Annotated in this window: 18 protein-coding genes and 1 tRNA gene; 1 reads left to right on the top strand and 18 read right to left on the bottom strand. The window is 65.3% G+C overall.

The genetic code is table 11. The features are described 5' to 3' along the window. Positions 1–37: 37 nt before the first annotated feature. The 10 genes from pnp to AC1DOM_RS13825 all read right to left on the bottom strand — a co-directional run bounded on the left by pnp (position 38) and on the right by AC1DOM_RS13825 (position 10,475). Positions 38–2,146: a polyribonucleotide nucleotidyltransferase gene (gene pnp, locus AC1DOM_RS13870; RefSeq protein WP_498964273.1), complete on the bottom strand. Its 2,109-nt coding sequence runs from the start codon at positions 2,144–2,146 to the stop codon at positions 38–40. Positions 2,147–2,270: 124 nt separating this feature from the next. After that, positions 2,271–2,531 (bottom strand): 30S ribosomal protein S15, encoded by a 261-nt coding sequence (gene rpsO / locus AC1DOM_RS13865; protein WP_232897984.1) that lies wholly within the window; start codon positions 2,529–2,531, stop codon positions 2,271–2,273. A 144-nt stretch (positions 2,532–2,675) separates the two neighbouring features. Then, entirely contained in the window at positions 2,676–3,659 is a 984-nt protein-coding gene (gene truB, locus AC1DOM_RS13860) for a tRNA pseudouridine(55) synthase TruB (protein WP_498964270.1), read from the bottom strand. Between the two features lie 5 nt (positions 3,660–3,664). Continuing rightward, complete coding sequence (gene rbfA, locus AC1DOM_RS13855) at positions 3,665–4,027, bottom strand: 30S ribosome-binding factor RbfA (RefSeq protein ID WP_498964509.1); 363 nt, start codon at positions 4,025–4,027, stop codon at positions 3,665–3,667. Positions 4,028–4,045: 18 nt separating this feature from the next. Then, the gene (gene infB, locus AC1DOM_RS13850; protein WP_498964268.1) at positions 4,046–6,682 is read right to left on the bottom strand and encodes a translation initiation factor IF-2; all 2,637 of its coding nucleotides are present in this window, start codon (positions 6,680–6,682) and stop codon (positions 4,046–4,048) included. A gap of 86 nt (positions 6,683–6,768) precedes the next feature. Further along, complete coding sequence (gene nusA, locus AC1DOM_RS13845; protein WP_498964266.1) at positions 6,769–8,256, bottom strand: transcription termination factor NusA; 1,488 nt, start codon at positions 8,254–8,256, stop codon at positions 6,769–6,771. A gap of 54 nt (positions 8,257–8,310) precedes the next feature. Continuing rightward, the gene (gene rimP / locus AC1DOM_RS13840) at positions 8,311–8,847 is read right to left on the bottom strand and encodes a ribosome maturation factor RimP (protein WP_498964264.1); all 537 of its coding nucleotides are present in this window, start codon (positions 8,845–8,847) and stop codon (positions 8,311–8,313) included. A 358-nt stretch (positions 8,848–9,205) separates the two neighbouring features. Further along, positions 9,206–9,613: a hypothetical protein gene (locus tag AC1DOM_RS13835; RefSeq protein WP_498964262.1), complete on the bottom strand. Its 408-nt coding sequence runs from the start codon at positions 9,611–9,613 to the stop codon at positions 9,206–9,208. Between the two features lie 104 nt (positions 9,614–9,717). Beyond that, positions 9,718–10,167, bottom strand: a complete 450-nt coding sequence (locus AC1DOM_RS13830) for an addiction module antidote protein (protein WP_498964260.1) — start codon at positions 10,165–10,167, stop codon at positions 9,718–9,720. After that, the gene (locus AC1DOM_RS13825) at positions 10,164–10,475 is read right to left on the bottom strand and encodes a type II toxin-antitoxin system RelE/ParE family toxin (protein WP_498964258.1); all 312 of its coding nucleotides are present in this window, start codon (positions 10,473–10,475) and stop codon (positions 10,164–10,166) included. The genes AC1DOM_RS13830 and AC1DOM_RS13825 overlap by 4 nt, the downstream gene beginning before the upstream one ends. Before the next feature lie 181 nt (positions 10,476–10,656). Between AC1DOM_RS13825 and AC1DOM_RS13820 the strand changes: the two genes are divergently transcribed. Further along, entirely contained in the window at positions 10,657–10,908 is a 252-nt protein-coding gene (locus AC1DOM_RS13820; RefSeq protein WP_498964256.1) for a hypothetical protein, read from the top strand. 285 nt (positions 10,909–11,193) lie between these two features. On the opposite strand, the gene AC1DOM_RS13815 is transcribed toward AC1DOM_RS13820, so the two are convergent. The 8 genes from AC1DOM_RS13815 to nuoI all read right to left on the bottom strand — a co-directional run bounded on the left by AC1DOM_RS13815 (position 11,194) and on the right by nuoI (position 19,334). Next, positions 11,194–12,360, bottom strand: coding sequence for a hypothetical protein (locus tag AC1DOM_RS13815; RefSeq protein WP_498964254.1), 1,167 nt, complete (start codon positions 12,358–12,360; stop codon positions 11,194–11,196). Between the two features lie 257 nt (positions 12,361–12,617). Beyond that, positions 12,618–12,694, bottom strand: a tRNA-Met gene (locus AC1DOM_RS13810). 68 nt (positions 12,695–12,762) lie between these two features. Continuing rightward, entirely contained in the window at positions 12,763–14,202 is a 1,440-nt protein-coding gene (nuoN, locus tag AC1DOM_RS13805; RefSeq protein ID WP_498964252.1) for an NADH-quinone oxidoreductase subunit NuoN, read from the bottom strand. A gap of 13 nt (positions 14,203–14,215) precedes the next feature. Beyond that, positions 14,216–15,727: an NADH-quinone oxidoreductase subunit M gene (locus AC1DOM_RS13800; RefSeq protein WP_498964250.1), complete on the bottom strand. Its 1,512-nt coding sequence runs from the start codon at positions 15,725–15,727 to the stop codon at positions 14,216–14,218. Between the two features lie 37 nt (positions 15,728–15,764). Beyond that, complete coding sequence (nuoL, locus tag AC1DOM_RS13795) at positions 15,765–17,894, bottom strand: NADH-quinone oxidoreductase subunit L (RefSeq protein ID WP_498964248.1); 2,130 nt, start codon at positions 17,892–17,894, stop codon at positions 15,765–15,767. A 3-nt stretch (positions 17,895–17,897) separates the two neighbouring features. Then, the gene (gene nuoK, locus AC1DOM_RS13790; RefSeq protein WP_498964246.1) at positions 17,898–18,212 is read right to left on the bottom strand and encodes an NADH-quinone oxidoreductase subunit NuoK; all 315 of its coding nucleotides are present in this window, start codon (positions 18,210–18,212) and stop codon (positions 17,898–17,900) included. Beyond that, complete coding sequence (locus tag AC1DOM_RS13785) at positions 18,209–18,838, bottom strand: NADH-quinone oxidoreductase subunit J (protein WP_498964244.1); 630 nt, start codon at positions 18,836–18,838, stop codon at positions 18,209–18,211. The genes nuoK and AC1DOM_RS13785 overlap by 4 nt, the downstream gene beginning before the upstream one ends. Before the next feature lie 7 nt (positions 18,839–18,845). Next, complete coding sequence (nuoI, locus tag AC1DOM_RS13780) at positions 18,846–19,334, bottom strand: NADH-quinone oxidoreductase subunit NuoI (protein ID WP_498964242.1); 489 nt, start codon at positions 19,332–19,334, stop codon at positions 18,846–18,848. Between the last annotated feature and the right edge of the window lies 1 nt (position 19,335).

Raw genomic sequence — 19,335 nt, 5'->3', positions numbered from 1 at the left:
CAGGGCCCGTTCTCTTTTCCAGCAAAGCGCGCGGCGATTACTCGGCCGTGACGCCTTCACCTTCTTCGACGGCCTTCATCGACAGGCGGATGCGGCCCTGCTTGTCGACTTCGAGGACCTTGACCTTCACCACGTCGCCTTCCTTGAGCTTGTCGCTGACTTTCTCGACGCGCTCGTTGGAAATCTGCGACACGTGGACCAGGCCATCCTTGCCCGGCAGGATCGTCACGAACGCACCGAAGTCCATCAGCTTGACGACCTTGCCTTCGTAGATCCGGCCCGGCTCGACGTCGGAGGTGATCTGCTCGATGCGCGCCTTCGCGGCCTGCGCCGCGGCGGCGTTGACCGACGCGATGACGATCGTGCCGTCGTCCTGGATGTCGATCTGCGTGCCGGTTTCCTTCGTGATCGCCTGGATCGTCGAACCGCCCTTGCCGATGACTTCGCGGATCTTGTCCGGATGGATCTTCATCGTGAGCAGGCGCGGTGCGAACTCGGACAGCTCGCCACGCGGCGTGGTGATGGCGTTGGCCATCTCGCCGAGGATGTGCAGGCGGCCGGCCTTCGCCTGCGCCAGCGCGACCTTCATGATCTCTTCGGTGATGCCCTGGATCTTGATGTCCATCTGCAGCGCCGAGATGCCGTTCTGCGTACCGGCGACCTTGAAATCCATGTCGCCGAGATGGTCTTCGTCACCGAGGATGTCGGACAGGACGACGTACTGCTCGCCTTCCTTCACCAGGCCCATCGCGATACCCGCGACCGGCGCCTTCACCGGCACGCCGGCGTCCATCAGCGCGAGCGAGGAACCGCACACCGAGGCCATCGACGAGGAACCGTTGGATTCAGTGATCTCCGACACGATGCGGATGGTGTACGGGAACTCTTCCATCGACGGCATCACCGCGAGCACGCCGCGCTTGGCGAGGCGGCCGTGGCCGATTTCGCGACGCTTCGGGCCCATCATGCGGCCGGCTTCACCGACCGAGTAAGGCGGGAAGTTGTAATGGAACAGGAAGTGTTCCTTGTACTCGCCGGCGACGGCATCGATGATCTGGCCGTCGCGCGCGGTGCCGAGCGTGGCGACCACGATCGCCTGCGTCTCGCCGCGGGTGAACAGCGAGGAGCCGTGCGTGCGCGGCAGGATGCCGACCTGCGAGTTGATCGGGCGGACGGTGTCGAGCGCGCGGCCGTCGATGCGGACCTTCGAGGACAGCACCGAGTTGCGCATGGTGTTGTATTCGAGTTCGCCGAATTCCTTCGCGAAATCGCCCTGCTGCCAGCCTTCGGCTTCGGCGCGGCCCGTCAGCGCGGTCCAGGTGTCCTTCTTGATCGCGGAGATCGCATCCTTGCGCTCGCCCTTGTGGCGGATCTGGTAGGCCTGCGAGAGCTGCGTGCCGCACGCTTCCTGGATCGCGGAGATCAGCGCGGCGTTCTTGGCCGGCGCGGTCCACGTCGAGGGCTTGGTGCCGGCTTCGACGGTGAGCTCGTTGATCGCGTTGATGACCTTCTGCATTTCGCGATGGCCGAACATCACCGCGCCGAGCATCACGTCTTCGGAGAGTTCCTTCGCTTCGGACTCCACCATCAGCACTGCGTTGGACGTGCCGGCGACGACGAGTTCGAGTTCGGAATCGACGAGCTCGCTCGTCGAGGGATTGAGGATGTACTGGCCGTTCTTGTAACCGACCTTGGCGGCGCCGATCGGGCCCTGGAACGGCGTGCCGCCCAGCGACAGCGCGGCCGAAGCGCCGATGAGCGCGGCGATGTCGCCGTCGACTTCCGGATTCAGCGACATCACCGTCGCGATGATCTGGACTTCGTTCTTGTATTCCTCGGGGAACAGCGGGCGGATCGGGCGGTCGATCAAACGCGAGATCAGCGTTTCCTTCTCCGTCTGGCGGCCTTCGCGCTTGAAGAAGCCACCGGGGATGCGGCCGCCGGCGTAGAACTTTTCCTGATAGTCGACGGTGAGCGGGAAGAAGTCCTGCCCCTCGCGCGCCGACTTGGCGGCGACGGCGGTGACCAGCAGTACGGTGCCATCGATCTTGACGACGACGGCGCCGGAGGCCTGGCGCGCGATCTCGCCGGTTTCGAGGGTGACCTCGTGCTTGCCGTACTGGAAGGTCTTGGTGATTTTCGCCACGGGTGTATTCCTTGGATGTTGCTAGCGGATGGACCTCAACCGACCCTTGCCGGTTGCGGCTGGCGCCATGGCGGCGCCAAAAACAAAACCGCGGCGCATCGCTGCGCCGCGGTTCGGGTATCGCTTATCGGCGCAGGCCGAGCTTCTCGATCAGGGCCTTGTAGCGCTCGTTGTCCTTGCGCTTGAGGTAGTCGAGGAGGCTGCGACGACGATTGACCATCATCAGCAGGCCACGACGGCTGTGGTGATCCTGCTTGTGGGTCTTGAAGTGGCCCGTGAGCTGCTCGATGCGGGCCGTGAGCAGGGCGACCTGGACTTCCGGCGAACCGGTGTCGTTGTCGCCGCGCTTGTGTTCGCTGATGACTTTCGCGGAATCGATGGACATTGCTTGCTAACTCCTGGATGCGAGGCTTGCAGGAACGCCCGGAATGTCGCGACCGGAGCGCACCGCGTGCCCGCCTGTTGTGGGGACGATGGTGGTGTTGCGGGTGGATCGAATAGCCGCGGGATTGTAAGCCTCGCGGGCCTTTCAGGACAAGGGTTTAGGCGCGCTCGCCGCGGGTTGCCCGAGGGCCGCGGCCCACGTGAACAGGCGCTGCGGACGCAGCCGCCCGTCCCCATCGAGTTCGCCCAGGCCCAGCGCCCGGCCGGACTCGTCGTACACCGCGACGCTGCCCGGCATCGCACGGAAGCCCTCGACGGCCTGGCCGCGCGCGAGCCGATGGGCCTGTGCGTCGGTGACGCGCAGTCCCGGCCATGCGGCCATGCCGGTTTCGATGGGCAGCAGGCAGGCATCGAGCATGCGCTGCCCGCGTTCGGCGAGTTCCTGCAGGGCTTCGAGCGTCCACATGCGCGGGTCGCGGAAGGGATCGACCCACAGGCGCCGCAGCTCCGCGACGTGGGCGCCGCAACCGAGCGCTTCGCCCAGGTCGCGCACGAGGCTGCGCACGTAGGTGCCCGAGCCGCATTCCACGTGCAGGCGCAGCAGCGGCAGTTGGCCGTGCAGCAAGTCGGCGGAGGAAATCAGGTCGAAGGCGTGGACGTCGACCGGGCGCGGCTCGACTTCCACCACTTCGCCGCGGCGCGCCCGCGCATACAGCGGCTCGCCGCCGCGCTTGAGCGCCGAATAGATCGGCGGACGCTGCATCTGCGCGCCGGTGAGCGTGCGCAGCGCCGCATCGAGCTGCGCGATCGTGAGGTGCGGGACCGGCCGTTCGCGAAGGGGCTGGCCTTCGGCGTCGTCGGTATCGGTGGTGATGCCCAGGTGCGCGACGGTCTCGTAGGCCTTGCGCGCGCCGAGCAGGCCGCCGGCGATCTTCGTCGCTTCGCCGAAACACACCGGCAGCAAACCGGTGGCGAGCGGATCCAGGCTGCCGGTGTGGCCGGCCTTGTCGGCGTTGAACAGGTGCCGCACGCGCTGCAGGGCCTGGTTGGAACTCAGGCCCCGGGGCTTGTCGAGCAACAGGATTCCGTCGAGCTTCCGAAAGGATTTCTTCGGACCCGGCGCCTTCAAGCGGCTCAGGCCTCGTCGCCCGCGGCCGGGGCGTCGCGCAGGAGCTGGTCGATGCGCTCGCCCTTGTCGACCGAATCGTCGTAATGGAAATGCAGCTCGGGCACGTGGCGCAACTTCATCGCGCGGCCCAGCTGGTAACGGATTTCCGGAGCGATCGCCTTCAGCGCCTTCACCGTTTCCTTCGCCTTTTCAGGCTGCAGGACGGTGACGAACACTTTCGCGTGCGCCATGTCGCGCGTGACCTCCACGTCGGAGACGCTGGTCGAGCCCAAGCCGTGCTCGCGCACGGCATGGTGGACCAGCGTGCCCAGCTCGCGGCGGAGCTGGGCAGCGACGCGGTCGGTGCGATGGAAGCTTTTCTGCGCCATGGCGACTGCAGGCACGCCTTACAGCGTGCGCTGCACCTCGATGCGTTCGAAGCATTCGATCTGGTCGCCGGCCTTGACGTCGTTGTAAGCCTTGACGCCGATGCCGCACTCGGTGCCGTTGCGCACTTCGTCGACGTTTTCCTTGAAGCGGCGCAGCGATTCGAGTTCGCCTTCGAAGACCACGGTGTTGTCGCGCAACACGCGGATCGGCTTGGAGCGCTTGACCACGCCCTCGATGACCATGCAGCCGGCCACCGCGCCGAACTTGGAGCTGCGGAACACATCCCGCACCTGCGCGATGCCGATGATCTCTTCGCGAATCTCCTTGCCGAGCACGCCCGAGGCGATCTGCTTCACCTGGTCGATGACGTCGTAGATGATCGAGAAGTAACGCAGGTCGACGCCGTTGGATTCGATCACCTTGCGCGCCGAGGCATCGGCACGGACGTTGAAGCCGATGACCGTGGCCTTCGAGGTCGCCGCCAGCGTGGCGTCGGACTCGGTGATGCCGCCCACGCCGCCGCCGATCACGTTGATGCGGATCTGCGCGTTGGACAGGCCGGTGAGCGCTTCGCGCAGGGCCTGCACCGAACCCTGGACGTCGGCCTTGACCAGCAGGTTGAGCGTCTGCTGCGCAGCGCCCTCGCCCATCTGCGCCATGATGTCTTCCATGCGGTTGCCCGCCTGGCTGACGAGGCGCGTTTCGCGGCGCTTGGCGTCGCGCTGTTGCGCGACGTCCTTGGCCAGGCGTTCGTCTTCGACCACGGTGAAGTCGTCGCCGGCATCGGGCACGCCCGACAGGCCGAGCACCTGTACCGGGATCGACGGCGCCGCTTCCGGCACCTGCTTGCCCGTTTCGTCGAACAGCGCGCGCACGCGGCCGTACTGGATGCCGCAGACCAGGTAGTCGCCCTTGCGGAGCGTGCCCTGCTGCACGAGCACCGTCGCGACCGGGCCGCGGCCCTTGTCGAGCGAGGATTCGATCACGGTGCCGCTGGCGCGGCCTTCGCGAACGGCCGTGAGCTGGAGCACTTCGGCCTGCAGCGAAATCGCATCGAGCAGATCGTCGACGCCCTGGCCGGTCTTGGCGGAAAGCTCGACCATCTGCGTGTCGCCACCGAACTCTTCGGCCACGATGCCCTGCGCGAGCAGGTCGTTCTTGATGCGCAGCGGATCGGCGCCGGGCTTGTCGACCTTGTTGACCGCGACGATCAACGGGACGTTCGCAGCCTTGGCGTGCTGCACCGCTTCGATCGTCTGCGGCATGACGCCGTCGTCGGCCGCCACCACGAGGACCACGATGTCGGTGATCTTCGCGCCGCGCGCACGCATCTGCGTAAAGGCCGCGTGGCCCGGGGTGTCGAGGAAGCTGATCGTGCCGCGCGCGGTCTGCACGTGGTACGCACCGATGTGCTGGGTGATGCCACCGGCTTCGCCCGCAGCCACTTTCGTGCGGCGGATATAGTCGAGCAGCGAGGTCTTGCCGTGGTCGACGTGGCCCATGATGGTGACCACCGGGGGACGCGATTCACGCAGGCCCTGCTGGTCTTCGGTGTGCGCGAGCAACACGTCTTCGACGTCGCCGGCGTCCACGTGCACGGCCTTGTGGCCGAGCTCTTCGGTCACCAGCACCGCGGTGTCGTGGTCGATGGTCTGGGTGATCGTCGCCATGACGCCCATCTTGAACAACTGCTTCACCACCTCGCCGCCCTTGAGCGCGAGTTTCTGGGCGAGGTCGCCCACGGTGATGGCGTCGCCGATAGCGATTTCGCGCACGATCGGCGCGGTCGGACGGGTGAAGCCGGTGCCGGTGCGCGACTGGTCGAGCGAGCGGCGCTGCTTCGGACGGCCACGCGAGGCACCGCGGCGCGCACGTTCCTGCGCGCTCAGGTGCAACTGGCCAGCGAAGCGCGCGGCGTTGTCGTCGTCTTCGATCGACGTGACCATCGCATGCGAACCGCGATTCGGAGCGGCATTGCCCTTGCCCTTGTGCGCGGCGGCCTTGTCGTCGACGCGCGGGGCCGCGGGCTTGGGATGGTGGCTGCCATGGTGGCCGGCCTTCGGCTTTGCCGATTCCTCGGCGACGACGGCTTCCGCGGCGGCGGCAGCCGCGGCTGCGGCGGCCTGGCGTTCGCGCTCGGCGGCTTCCTCTTCGAGGCGGCGGCGTTCATCGAGGTCGGCCTTCCGCTTGGCGTCGGTCTCGGCGAGGCGCTGCTGTTCGCTGAGGTTGCGCTGGCGCGATTCCTCGAGCTTGCGCAGGATCTCGGCGCGCTCGGGATCGGCCTGGGCGATCGCGGCCTGGGCGGCGGGCGAGCTGTCGACCGCAGGGGCGCCGTCGGCGGGCCGCGCGTAGGTGCGCTTCTGCCGGACTTCGACGGCCACGGTGCTCTTGGTGCGGCCGGAGGCGACCGTCACTTCCTGCACCTTGCGGCGGTTGAGCGTGATCTTCTTCGACGCGTCGCCTTCCTCGGCAGGGGCCTCGCCCTTGCCGTGCGTGCGCCGGAGGAAACCGAGGAGCTTCATCTTCTCGGTGCTGGTCACGACCTGGTCGGGACCGTTGAAGCTCATGCCCGCCTCGGACAGCTGCTCCAGCAGTTTCTCGACCGGTGTGTTCACCAGTTCGGCCAGCTTGCGGATGGTGGTTTGCTGCGACATTCGGTGTCCGTTGGTGGCCCGGGAATTCAGCCCCGGGCTGGAAAGGGGGCGATTCTAGCGCGTGGGCCCGCAAGGGCCCGGCGCCGTCATTCGAACCAGTGCTTGCGCGCTTCCATGATCAGGGCGGCCGCGCGCTCGGCGTCCATGTCCTCGATGTCGGTGATCTCGTCGACCGCCATGTCGGCCAGGTCGTCGCGCGTGCGGATGCCGCGCGCGGCCAGCACGTAGGCCGTGGCTTCGTCCATGCCCGCCAGCGTGAGCAGATCCTCTGCCGGCTGGTGTTCGTCGAGTTCCTCTTCGACCGCGAGCGCTTCGTTGAGCAGCGCATCGCGTGCGCGGGCACGCAGTTCCTCGACGATGTCCTCGTCGAAGCCTTCGACCGCCAGCAGTTCGCCGACCGGCACGTACGCGATTTCCTCGACCGTGGTGAAGCCTTCGGACACGAGGATGCCGGCGATCTCTTCGTCGACTTCCAGCTTGTCCATGAACAGCTGGCGCGCGTTGGTCTGCTCGGCTTCGCTCTTGGCCTGCACCTGGTCGGCGGTCATGACGTTGAGCTGCCAGCCGGTCAGGCGGCTGGCCAGGCGCACGTTCTGGCCGCCCTTGCCGATCGCCTGCGCGAGGCGGTCTTCGGCCACCGCCAGGTCCATCGAATGCTTTTCTTCATCGACGATGATCGACTGCACTTCGGCCGGCGCCATCGCGTTGATGACGAACTGCGCGCTGTTGTCGCTCCACAGGATGATGTCAACGCGCTCGCCGTTGAGCTCGTTGGACACGGCCTGCACGCGCGAACCACGCATGCCGATGCACGCGCCGATCGGATCGGTGCGGTGGTCGTGCGCGAGCACGGCGATCTTGGCGCGGTCGCCCGGGTCGCGGGCGCAGGCCTTGATCTCGACCAGGCCCTGGCCGACTTCCGGCACTTCGAGCTTGAACAGCTCGATCATGAATTCCGGCGCGGCGCGGCTGATGAACAGCTGCGGGCCGCGGGGTTCGCTGCGCACGTCGTAGAGGTAGCCGCGGACGCGGTCGCCGGCGCGCAGCACGTCGCGCGGGATGCCCTTGTCCTTCGGGATGAAGGCTTCGGCGTTGCCGCCCAGGTCGACGAAGATGTTGCCGCGCTCGGCGCGCTTGACGATGCCGGTGACCAGCTCGCCGACGCGATCCTTCCACGCATCGACGACCTGCGCGCGCTCGGCTTCGCGCACGCGCTGCACGATCACCTGCTTGGCGGCCTGTGCGGCGATGCGGCCGAAGTCCGGGTTTTCGATCTGCTCTTCGATGTAGTCGCCGACTTCGGCGCCTTCGCTTTCATCCACCGCGTCCATCAGGCGGACCTGGCGATCGGGCGATTCCATGACCACGTCGTCGGCCACCACTTCCCAGCGGCGGTAGGTTTCGTAGTTGCCGTCCTTCGGGTCGATCTGCACGCGCACGAGCACGTCCTGGTCGTGGTAGCGCTTCTTCGCGGCGGACGCGAGCGCGGCCTCGATGGCCTCGAAGATCACCGATTCCGGTACGCCCTTTTCGTTGGCGACGGCGTCGACGACAAGCAGGAGTTCTTTCGACATGTTGGTGTGTCTCTATGCGTCAATGTTGAAATTGTGGATCGCGCGATGCGCGCGTTACTTCTTGTTCGCTTTGTTCGCTTGTTTCTTGCCGGGTTTCTTCGGCGCCATGCCCAGCGCTTCCCAGTCGGGCACGAGCTTGGCCTTGTCGATGTTGTCGAAGGCCACTTCGAAAGGCTGGCCGTCGACGTCGAAGACGATCGACTCGCCCTCGACCTTGTCGATGCGGCCCTGCAGGCGACGGCGGCCCTCCTGCGGAAGCTTCAACCCGACCTTCGCCGACTGCCCGGCGAAGCGCGCGAAATGCGAGAGCGCGAACAGCGGGCGGTCGATGCCGGGCGACGACACCTCCAGCGTGTAGTTCCCGCTGATCGGGTCCTCGACATCCAGCTGCGCCGACACCTCGCGGCTCACCGCTTCGCATTCCTCGATGCCCACGTTGCGTTCGGCCGACTCGGCCTGCGGCACGTCGATGTACAGGCGCAGCACCGCCCCGCCCGGCGAAGGCAGGTATTCGGCGCCCAGCAGCTCCAGGCCCAACGACGCTACGGTCGGGGCGAGCAGCGCCGAGATTTCGTTCGCCTTGTCGGTCATAAAGTGCGGCCATCCTCGCGGCAATCCAATTGCCCTGGGTCCGGCCGGGGCCGGAAAACAACAAGGGGCCCGTCGGGCCCCTTGTCAGCAGCGGGAGCGTGCAAAGATGCAGGCCCCACTGGGATGTCGGCGCGGCGCGCCCGCGATGCGGGGCAGCCAGCGAGTAGCCCGGCGGTCTCCCTGAAAGAAAAAAGGCTCCGAGGAGCCCTTGATCGCCAGCGGAGACGCTGGTTGCGGAAGACGAGGTCTGCCGCCTGGAACGCCGCACAGTGTAGGCCCGAACGCCGGGGGTGGCAAGCGCAAGCGGCCGTGCCGCGCAGGCCCCGCGCCGCACCGGTTCAGCCGGCGCCCGGGAACGTCAGAAGAAGGTCGATTCGACGGCGATCAGCGCCATCACCAGCAGTGAGAGCACGGCGATCGCCCAGAGCGTTCCCGACGTGGCGCTGTGGAAATCCGCATCACGCTCCTCCTCCAGCTCGGCGCGCAGCGAACGCCAGAGCCCGCCATGGCGGCGCAGGATCACCTCCTGCCAGTTCGGCATCTCCTGCCGGCAGGAGCCCAGCAAGGCGTAACGGCCGGTGATCGGACCGCTGGTCCAGGAACGCGTGTGGGGGTCGGCCACGGGGCAGTGCTGGAAGGCCCACACCATGCCGTCGAAATCGCATCCGACGTACTCCGCCCAGGGCGGCGCATGGAAGCCGAAGGGACGGGCGCCGGCATGCCGGGCGTTGTTGGAGAGAGCGGAAGTGGCGGCATCGATTTGCATGCCGCAGATGTATCGAGTGCGATGCGCCAAGTGCATCGTCCCGAAGGGCAACAGGATGCAGGCGTGGACGCGGGCGCTTCCGGCGCTGGCCGCGCCGCGCGCAGTCAGCGCTTTTTCGCAGTGGGTTTGCGCACCTTCTTCGCCTTGGCCGCCGATGCTTTTGCGGTCGCGCGCGTGTCATACGCCACGGACGCTTCCATGACGCGCGCCCGGCCTGCCTCCGATCGCTTGTCCCGCGCAGCCGGCGACGCGGGCGCGTTGGCGACGATTTGCAGGCGGAAGCCGAGCGTGTCGAGCACGCGCGCGAGCGTGTCGAACGCCGGGTTCCCATCTTCGGCCAGCGCCTTGTAGAGGCTCGCGCGGGTGAGGCCCGTGCGCGTGGCGAGTTCGCTCATGCCACGCGCGCGGGCGACTTCGCCGATCGCCTTGAGGAAGAGCGCGGTGCCGCCTTCTTCGAAGCAATCGGTGAGGTAGTTGGCCATGACATCGTCGCCGGCGAGATGGCGGCCGACGTCGAAACGCGCGGTGCGAAGCAGTTGGCTGTTGCTGGTCATTGCATCCTCCTTGTTCCGTTGATCACGGCGGCCATCGCCTGCGCACGCAGGATGTCGCGCGACTGCGACGACTTGTCTCCGCCGAGCAACAACACGGTGACCGTGCTGCCCTGTTGCGTGTAGTACAGCCGGTATCCCGGCCCGCTGTGGATCCTCGATTCGAAGACGCCACCACCCACCGGTTTGCAATCGTCGAAGTTGCCTTCCGACATGTTCGCGATGCGTGCGAGCACCCTGGTCAATGCGCGGTCGCCGTGCAGGCCATCGAGCCAATCGTCGAACGCCGCCGTGGTCCGGATCTCGTTCATGCACTGTATCCCATGGAGTACATGGCGTCAACCCTCGGATACACCTTCCATGGCGACGCGTCATGCACGCATCGTGCAAGACACGCGATTCGCACACCGCGAACTGGTTCGGAAACTGCTTGAAAGACGCTTCTCGCGCGAATGCTGTCGTTTCTTCACGCTCCCCATTCCGCATGCGCGCTTGAATTCGCGCATGGGCCGCATGGAAGCCAAATACGCACACGCCGTCGAAACCGGCAGGCGCGCCGCGCGTGCCCTGCCCGACTACGCGTGGCGCGACGCATGGCCGCTGATCGCCGAAGCCTGGGTGCTCGACGAAACCGCGTCGCTGGACGAATCGATGCCCGGGATCCGCAAAGGCTGGTGGGACGAACGCAGCCAGCGTGCGTGCAAGCAGGCGCGCATGTTGCTCGATGCAACGCGGATCGCCTGAGGCGTGCGCTGATGCGAAAACAAAAACGGCGACCCGTTTCCGGATCGCCGTTGTTGTTTGGTAGCGGGGGCCCGCTTTGTCGCCAATCTGATCCTCGCCCGCGAGGCATGGCGCATGGGCGGTACCTTCCCGGGCGCGTTTGCCGTCTTCGGCAAAACGCAAATTCTCATTCGCCGCATCGATTTTGGTAGCGGGTTCCCGTCACGCGTCCCGGCGGCACGAACTCGGCGTGGCCCTTACCGGCGGCGCTAAAACTGCCAAGCCTCGGCCCGCGAACGCGGGCCGTTAAGTCTCCACAACCTGATTGCCGCTGTACCTCGGGTTCAACTTCGCGAACACGAATGAATTAGTTTCCACTTTCCGACCCTCGACAATTGCCGGTACCGCACATACACACACAACTGCGGAAAATTTCGACGAAATCTTGGCCCGTCTAGCCAAGGAATCCAGTGCGATGTGCGCAGACTTCGGTGTCACTAATCGGCTTGAAGCCCCGATTACCACCACCCCTTCGGTTTCGATCTGCTTCTTAGCGCGTTTAAGCTGAGTTTCGACCGCGCTTTCAATAGTCGCGCCAGTTGGTTCTGCCGGCCATTGCAGAACGCGTGGCGCCTTGACTTCGATCGGCATGACGTCGTCAGTGTCGAAACGAATGAACAAATCGGGGACCTTGACGCCCTGCTTGGCCGTGTTCTCAGTGAACCCAATACGATTGCCATGATCGTGCAAGTAGCTGGCGGCGATCAGCATCGCAGACATGTGATGGAACTCGTGTACAAGGCCTTTCGCTATGGAGGGGAACACGGGGTGTTCCCCCCACCGATCAACGAGATCCATTGCGGCCTGCAGAAACCTAATCGCCGCCCCGTCATCGGTGCGCGCATCAATGCGGTTTCGCTGTAGGCAAGCTTCCATGTGCAAGATTGCCCACGCCAAAGGATAGTCGAGAAAACGCGACTGTCCCAAATCAAAGTGCCGCCTCGTCACGCTTAGCGCCTTTTCCAACTCGCCTCCCGAAAGCACGTTTAGACGAGTGGAGATTTCCGCCAACCCCTCCGTGCTGAATGAATATTCAGCCGCTACTTTTCGTGCCCCATAAAGTCCGTCAACGCGGGCAATTTCTTGGCTCGACCCAAACGGAATTAGCGGCGCAAGGTCAACTGTACCTTCAAAGAAAAAGCGCCCTGCGTGACCGATCGCGCCAACCTGTTGCGGAAGCGGCCCCGGAATTTCCCAACCTGGAGTTCGCGTTCTGGATCGACACTTGAAGCATTCCAAATCGACCGAGAGAACACGATTAGGCTCAAAGGCTTCTATTAGTGTGTTGGCGCACTCGCCGCAGAGTAGCGGGTCCTTACCGCGCCCTCTAAACACAGGCGCGGAAGATCCTTGGACCATGATCGGTCGCTCGTCCGGTACGGCATCCTCGACGCTGTTGATTGAGTCAGACACGGTCATCGCTCCTTAAGATGGCTCGTTTCACAAAGCCTTCTAGACAACGCAGGCGCCCGTTCGGTAGGGACGGCGCAGCGGTTAAGGGTATGAGGACCGATGGTGAACGCACTTCCGATAATGAGCGACGCTCATGGAAGATTCACCGCAATTCGCAGGTTCGAAGCAGGCTGCTACGTAAAAGGCCCGATTTATCTGACAATTGCCCTTCGTAAACCACTGAAAAAAAAGGCCGGCGTGAGCCGGCCCTTCTTAGTTGGTAGCGGGGGCAGGATTTGAACCTGCGACCTTCGGGTTATGAGCCCGACGAGCTGCCAGACTGCTCCACCCCGCATCAGGCCGCGCATTATGGTGAAGCCATGCGGGGAATGCAACCCGCGTTTGATCATTGATTCTTTCGGTTCAGCGGAACGCCGCCAGGCACCACGCCATCAGCGGATTCCAGAACAGGCCCAGCACCAGCAGCAGCAGCGCATTGGCGCCGAAGACCACGCGGAGCGGGCGGTCTTCGCGCTCGCGCACGCCCTCGCCCACCGGTGCGTCGAAGTACATCACCTTGATCACGCGGATGTAGTAGAACGCGCCGATCACGGCGAACACGATGCCCACGATCGCCAGCCACAGCATGTCGCCCTGCAGCGCGGCGCGCAGCACGGCGAGCTTCGACCAGAAGCCCAGGAACGGCGGGATGCCCGCGAGCGACGCCATCACGCAGAGCACCAGGCCGGCCATCCACGGGTTGCGTGCATTGAGGCCCTTGAAGTCGTCGATCTCGTCGGCTTCGAATCCCTTGCGCGAGAGCACGACGATCGCGCCGAACGCCGCGGCCGACATGATCGCGTAGGTGATGGCATAGAACATCGCCGAGGCGAAGCCCTGCGGGCCGCCACCGGCCAGGCCGAGGAACAGGAAGCCCACGTGCGAGATCGTCGAATACGCGAGCATGCGCTTGAGGTTGCTCTGCGCCAGCGCGATGAGGTTGCCGATCGCCAGCGAGGCGACGGCGAGCCCCGCGATCAGCAGGCGCCACTGCGCATCGAGCGGGCCGGCCCCGAGTTCGAGCAGGCGGTAGGCCATGCCGAACGCGGCGATCTTCGGCGCCGAACCGATGAACAGCGTGATGGGCGTCGGCGCACCGTGGTAGACGTCCGGCAGCCACATGTGGAACGGCGCGGCACCGAATTTGAAGGCGATGCCCGCAACGATGAACACCATGCCCGTCAGCAGCAGGCCGGGCGATGCCGAACCCATCGCGTCGCGGATGCCGATCAGGTCGAGCGTGCCGGTCGCGCCGTACATCAGCGACATGCCGTACAGCAGCATGCCCGAGGCCAGCGAACCCAGGACGAAATACTTCATCGCCGCTTCGGAGGCGAGCGGGCTGTCGCGATCGATCGCGACCAGCGCGTACTGGCACAGCGCCAGCATTTCCAGGCCCAGGTACACCATCACCAGGCTGCCCGCGGACACCATCAGCATCATGCCGGCGGTGGCGAACAGCACCAGGATCGGCACCTCGCCCTTGTACAGGCCGCGCTCGCGCAGGAACGGCCAGATGTACACCAGCGACAGCGCCGCGACGATGCAGGTGAAGAATTTCATGACGTCCGCCGCGATGTCGCGGATGAACATCCCGTTGAGCACCGTGCCCTGCCCGCCCGTGCCGAAGCCGATCATGCCGGCGACGATGGCCAGCACGGCGATGCTCGCCACGTGCGTGATCCAGCGCTGGCGCTCGTTGAGGAACAGGTCGAGCATCAGCAGCGCGAAGGCAGCGCCGACCAGCACCAGTTCGGGCAGCAGCGGCAGCAGTTCGGCGGCGGTGGGCATATTCGGGGTCATGCTGGCTCTCTGATCAAAGCTTGCTGGCCGCGAGCTGGCTCGCGAGCTGGGCGATGGAGGGCTCCATCAGGTCGGTCAGCGGCTTCGGATAGACGCCGAGCAGCAGCACGCCGATCGCGAAGGTGCCCAGCACGATCCACTCGCGCATGTTGATGTCCTCCAGCTCGGCGACGTGCGCGTTGGCCACTTCGCCGAAGATCACGCGCTTGACCAGCCACAACGTGTACGCCGCGCCCGTGATCAGCGTGGTCGCCGCGCCGAAGGCGAGCAGCGGATGCTGCTGGAAGCTGGCGAGGATCACCATGAACTCGCCGATGAAACCCGAGGTGCCAGGCAGGCCCGAGTTGGCCATGCCGAACAGCACCATGAACATCGCGAACCACGGCATCGTGTTCGCCACGCCGCCGTAATCGCGGATCATGCGCGTGTGCATGCGGTCGTAGAGCACGCCGACGCAGGAGAACATCGCGCCGGAAATGAAACCGTGCGAAATCATCTGCACCATGCCGCCCTGCAGGCCCAGGCGCGCGGCGTCGAGGTTGCCGGTGTCGCGCACCAGCGAAAACGCGATGAACGTGCCCAGCGTGACGAAGCCCATGTGCGAGATCGACGAATACGCGATCAGCTTCTTCATGTCGTCCTGCACCAGCGCGACCAGGCCGATGTAGATGATCGCGATCAGCGACAGCGCGATCACCACCCACGCGAACTCGTGGCCCGCATCGGGCACGATCGGCAGCGTGAAACGCAGGAAGCCGTATCCGCCGATCTTCAGCATGATCGCGGCCAGGATCACCGAGCCGCCGGTCGGCGCTTCCACGTGCGCATCGGGCAACCACGTATGCACCGGGAACATCGGCACCTTCACCGAGAACGCGGCCAGGAAGGCGAAGAACAACCAGGTCTGCTCGCGCATCGTCAGCGGCAGCGCGGCCATGTCCGCCAGCTGCCAGCTGCCGCCCTTGAGGTACAGGTAGATGATGCCGACCAGCATGAACACCGACCCGAGGAAGGTGTACAGGAAGAACTTGATCGACGCGTACACGCGCCGCGGGCCGCCCCACACGCCGATGATGATGAACATCGGGATGAGCATCGCCTCGAAGAAGACGTAGAACAGCATGCCGTCGAGCGCGGCGAACACGCCGATCATCAGGCCTTCGAGGATCAGGAATGCCGAGACGTACTGGTTCACGCGTTCGTCGACCGAACCCCACGCACCGATGAGCACCAGCACGGTGGTCAGCGTCGTCAGCCCGATCAGCGCGACCGAGATGCCATCGGCGCCGAGCGCGTAACGGATGTCGTAGGCCGGGATCCACGCATGCTGTTCGACGAACTGCATGCTCGCGTTGGACATGTCGAACCCGCTGAACAGCGGGATCGACAAGCCCAGGCACAGCAAGGCCGTGCCCAGCGCAAGCCAACGCGCGGCTTGCGCGCGTTGCTGCCCGAGCATCAGCGCGAGCGCGCCGCCGAGGATCGGCAGCCAGATCAACAGACTCAGCAGGGGCGCGTTCGCCACGTGTTCGATTCCATGAAAATTGGTGGGCCCGGGGTCGTCAGACCCAGAGCTTCTGGATCACGGCCAGCAGCACGATCAGACCGACGATCATCGCGAAGGCGTAGTGGTACAGGTAACCGGACTGGACCTGCCGCACGATGCCCGACACCAGCCCGACCACGCGGGCGCTGCCGTTCACCGCGACGCCGTCGATCAGGTTCGCGTCGACCGCGCGCGAAGCCTGGCCGAGTGCGAGACCGCCGCCGGCGAAACCGTCGATCCACAGGTCGTCCATGAAGTACTTGCGCTCCAGCACGCGGACCGGCCAGCGCAGCGTATGCGCGATCTTGGCCGGCAGCTCGGGGCGGAACAGGTACAGGAACGTCGCCAGCGCAAAGCCCGCGAAGGCGAGCCAGAAGGCCGGCGCCATGAACCCGTGCAGCGCGAACGCCAGCGGGCCGTGCCATTCCTCGGACAGCTTGCCCAGCACGTCGTGCTCCTGCAGCACTTCGATGGCGCCGGTGAAATACGGCGCGACCTTTTCGTGCCCGAGCCAGTCGGTGCCGAACAACATCGGACCGGCGGTGAAGTAACCGATCACGACCGAAGGGATCGCCAGCAGGATCAGCGGCAGCGTCACCACCCACGGCGATTCGTGCGGCGTGTGCGCATGGTCGTCGTGCCCATGGGCGTCGTCGTGCGCGTCGTGCGAATGCGAAATCGCATCCTCGTGCTCGGTCGAATCCGCTTCCGGCGCGATGTAGTGGTCCGGCACCGGATCGTTGAAGCGTTCCTTGCCGTGGAAGGTCAGGTACAGCAGGCGGAAGCTGTAGAACGAAGTGACGAAGGCGCCGAGCAGGACGGCCCAATAGGCATACGTCGCGACCCAGTTGTGCGCTTCGTGCGCATGCTCGGCCGCCGCTTCGATGATCGTGTCCTTCGAGTAGAAGCCGCTGAAGAACGGCGTGCCGACCAAGGCCAGCGTGCCGATCACCATCGTCCAGTACGTGATGGGCATGTACTTCTTCAGGCCGCCCATCCGGCGCATGTCCTGCTCGTGGTGCATGCCGATGATCACCGAGCCGGCACCGAGGAACAGCAGCGCCTTGAAGAACGCGTGCGTCATCAGGTGGTACACGCCCGCCGAGTACGCCGACACGCCGAGCGCGACGGTCATGTAGCCCAACTGCGACAGCGTGGAATACGCCACCACGCGCTTGATGTCGTTCTGCACCATGCCGATCAGGCCGGTCCAGAACGCGGTCGTCGCGCCGATGAACAATACGAAGCCCAACGCCGCAGGCGAGAGTTCGAACAGCGGCGACATGCGCGCCACCATGAAGATGCCCGCGGTCACCATGGTCGCGGCGTGGATCAGCGCGGAGATCGGCGTCGGGCCTTCCATCGAATCGGGCAGCCACACATGCAGCGGGACCTGTGCCGACTTGCCCATCGCGCCGATGAACAGGCACACGCAGATGACGGTCGCGACCGACCAGGCATGGCCCGGCAGGAATTCGAAGACTTCGCCGGCGCCGATGGTGGAGGCCGCATTCGCGAACACCGTGGCGTAGTCCAGCGTGCCGAACCAGTACAGCACGCCCGCGATGCCCAGCAGGAAGCCGAAGTCGCCGACGCGGTTGACCAGGAAGGCCTTGAGGTTGGCGAAGATCGCCGACGGGCGCTTGAACCAGAAGCCGATCAGCAGGTACGAGACCAGGCCCACCGCTTCCCAGCCGAAGAACAGCTGCAGGAAGTTGTTGCTCATCACCAGCATGAGCATCGAGAAGGTGAACAGCGAGATGTAGCTGAAGAACCGCTGGTAACCCGGGTCTTCGGACATGTAGCCGATCGTGTAGACGTGCACGAGCAGCGAGACGAAGGTGACCACGACCATCATCATCGCGGTGAGCTTGTCGACCATGAAACCGACGTGCGCGTTGTAGCCGCCGATCTCGAACCAGGTGTAGAGGTTCTGGTTGAACGGCGCGGCGCCCTGCGACACCAGTTGCCACAGCACGTACATCGACAGCGCGCAGCTGATCGCCACGCCCGCGATGGTCACGGTGTGCGAACCGGCGCGGCCGATGCGGCGGCCGAACAGGCCGGCGAGGATCGCGCCGATCAGCGGCGCGAGCACGACCGCGACGAGCATCGACTTGGAGAGGGAGAATTCAACGGGCGGCATCGGTCAGCCCTTCAAGGAGTCGATTTCGGCGACGTTGATCGAACGCCGGTTGCGGAACAGCGTGACGAGGATGGCCAGGCCGATCGCGGCTTCGGCCGCGGCCACCGTCAGGATGAAGAACACGAACACCTGCCCCGCGGCGTCGCCCAGCTCGCGCGAGAACGCGACGAAGTTGATGTTGACCGCGAGCAGCATCAGCTCGATCGACATCAGCAGGATGATGATGTTCTTGCGGTTGAGGAAGATGCCCGCCACCGCGATGCAGAACAGCGCGGCACCGAGGAAGAGGAAATGCCCGAGCGAAAGCGTTCCGATCATGGCGTGCCCTCCTCCTGCGTCGCGGCCGGCCGCGTCGCGTCCATTTTCACCATGCGCAGTCGGTCCGACGCGCGCACGCGCGCCTGGTCGGCCGGGTTCTGGTGCTTGACGCCGCCACGGCGCCGCAGCGTGAGCATCACCGCCGCCACGACCGCGATGGTCAGGATGACCGCGGCCACTTCGAAGGGCAGCAGGAACTGCGTGAACAGCGCACGCGCCAGCCACGTGGTGTTGGAGATGTCGGCGGCGGCCGCGGCATCGGGTGCCAGCGGCGTCTGCGTGAGCACCTTCACGCCGATCAGCAGGCAGATCTCCACCAGCATCACGATGGCCACGATCAGCCCGATCGGCAGGTACCGCACGAAGCCTTCGCGCAAGGGCGCCACGTCGATGTCGAGCATCATCACGACGAACAGGAACAGCACCATCACCGCGCCGACGTAGACGAGGATCAGCGCGATGCCCAGGAACTCGGCACCGGCCAGGATCCACGTGCAGGCGACGGAGAAGAAGGTCAGCACCAGCAGCAACGCTGCCTGCACCGGGTTGCGCACGCTGATCACGCCGATCGCCGAAGCGATGGCCAGCGTGGCGAATGCGTAGAACGTGAGGGTCGGGAAATCCATGCGTTCCTCAGCGATACGGTGCGTCGGCCGCGCGGCGCGCGGCGATCTCGGCTTCGAGGCGGTCGCCGATCGCCAGCAACTGCGGCTTGGTCACGATGTTCTGGCCGCGCTTGTCGAAGTGGTATTCGTGGATGTGCGTCTCGACGATCGAATCGACCGGGCAGGATTCCTCGCAGAAGCCGCAGTAGATGCACTTGAACAAATCGATGTCGTAGCGCGTGGTGCGGCGCGTGCCGTCCTCGCGCTGCTCGGAATCGATCGTGATCGCCAGCGCCGGGCACACCGCCTCGCACAGCTTGCAGGCGATGCAGCGCTCTTCCCCGTTGGGATAGCGGCGCAGCGCGTGCAGGCCACGGAAGCGCGGCGACTGCGGCGTCTTTTCCATCGGGTACATCAGCGTGTACTTCGGACGGAACAGATACTTGCCGGTGAGCAGCAGGCCCTGGGCCAGCTCGATCAGCAGCAAACTCTTGAAGTAGGAAACGAAGCGAGTCATG

Source organism: Lysobacter sp. P5_B12, from assembly GCF_056400425.1.
The sequence above is the reverse complement of the archived record's forward strand: the minus strand, read 5'-3'. Positions and strand labels throughout refer to the sequence as shown.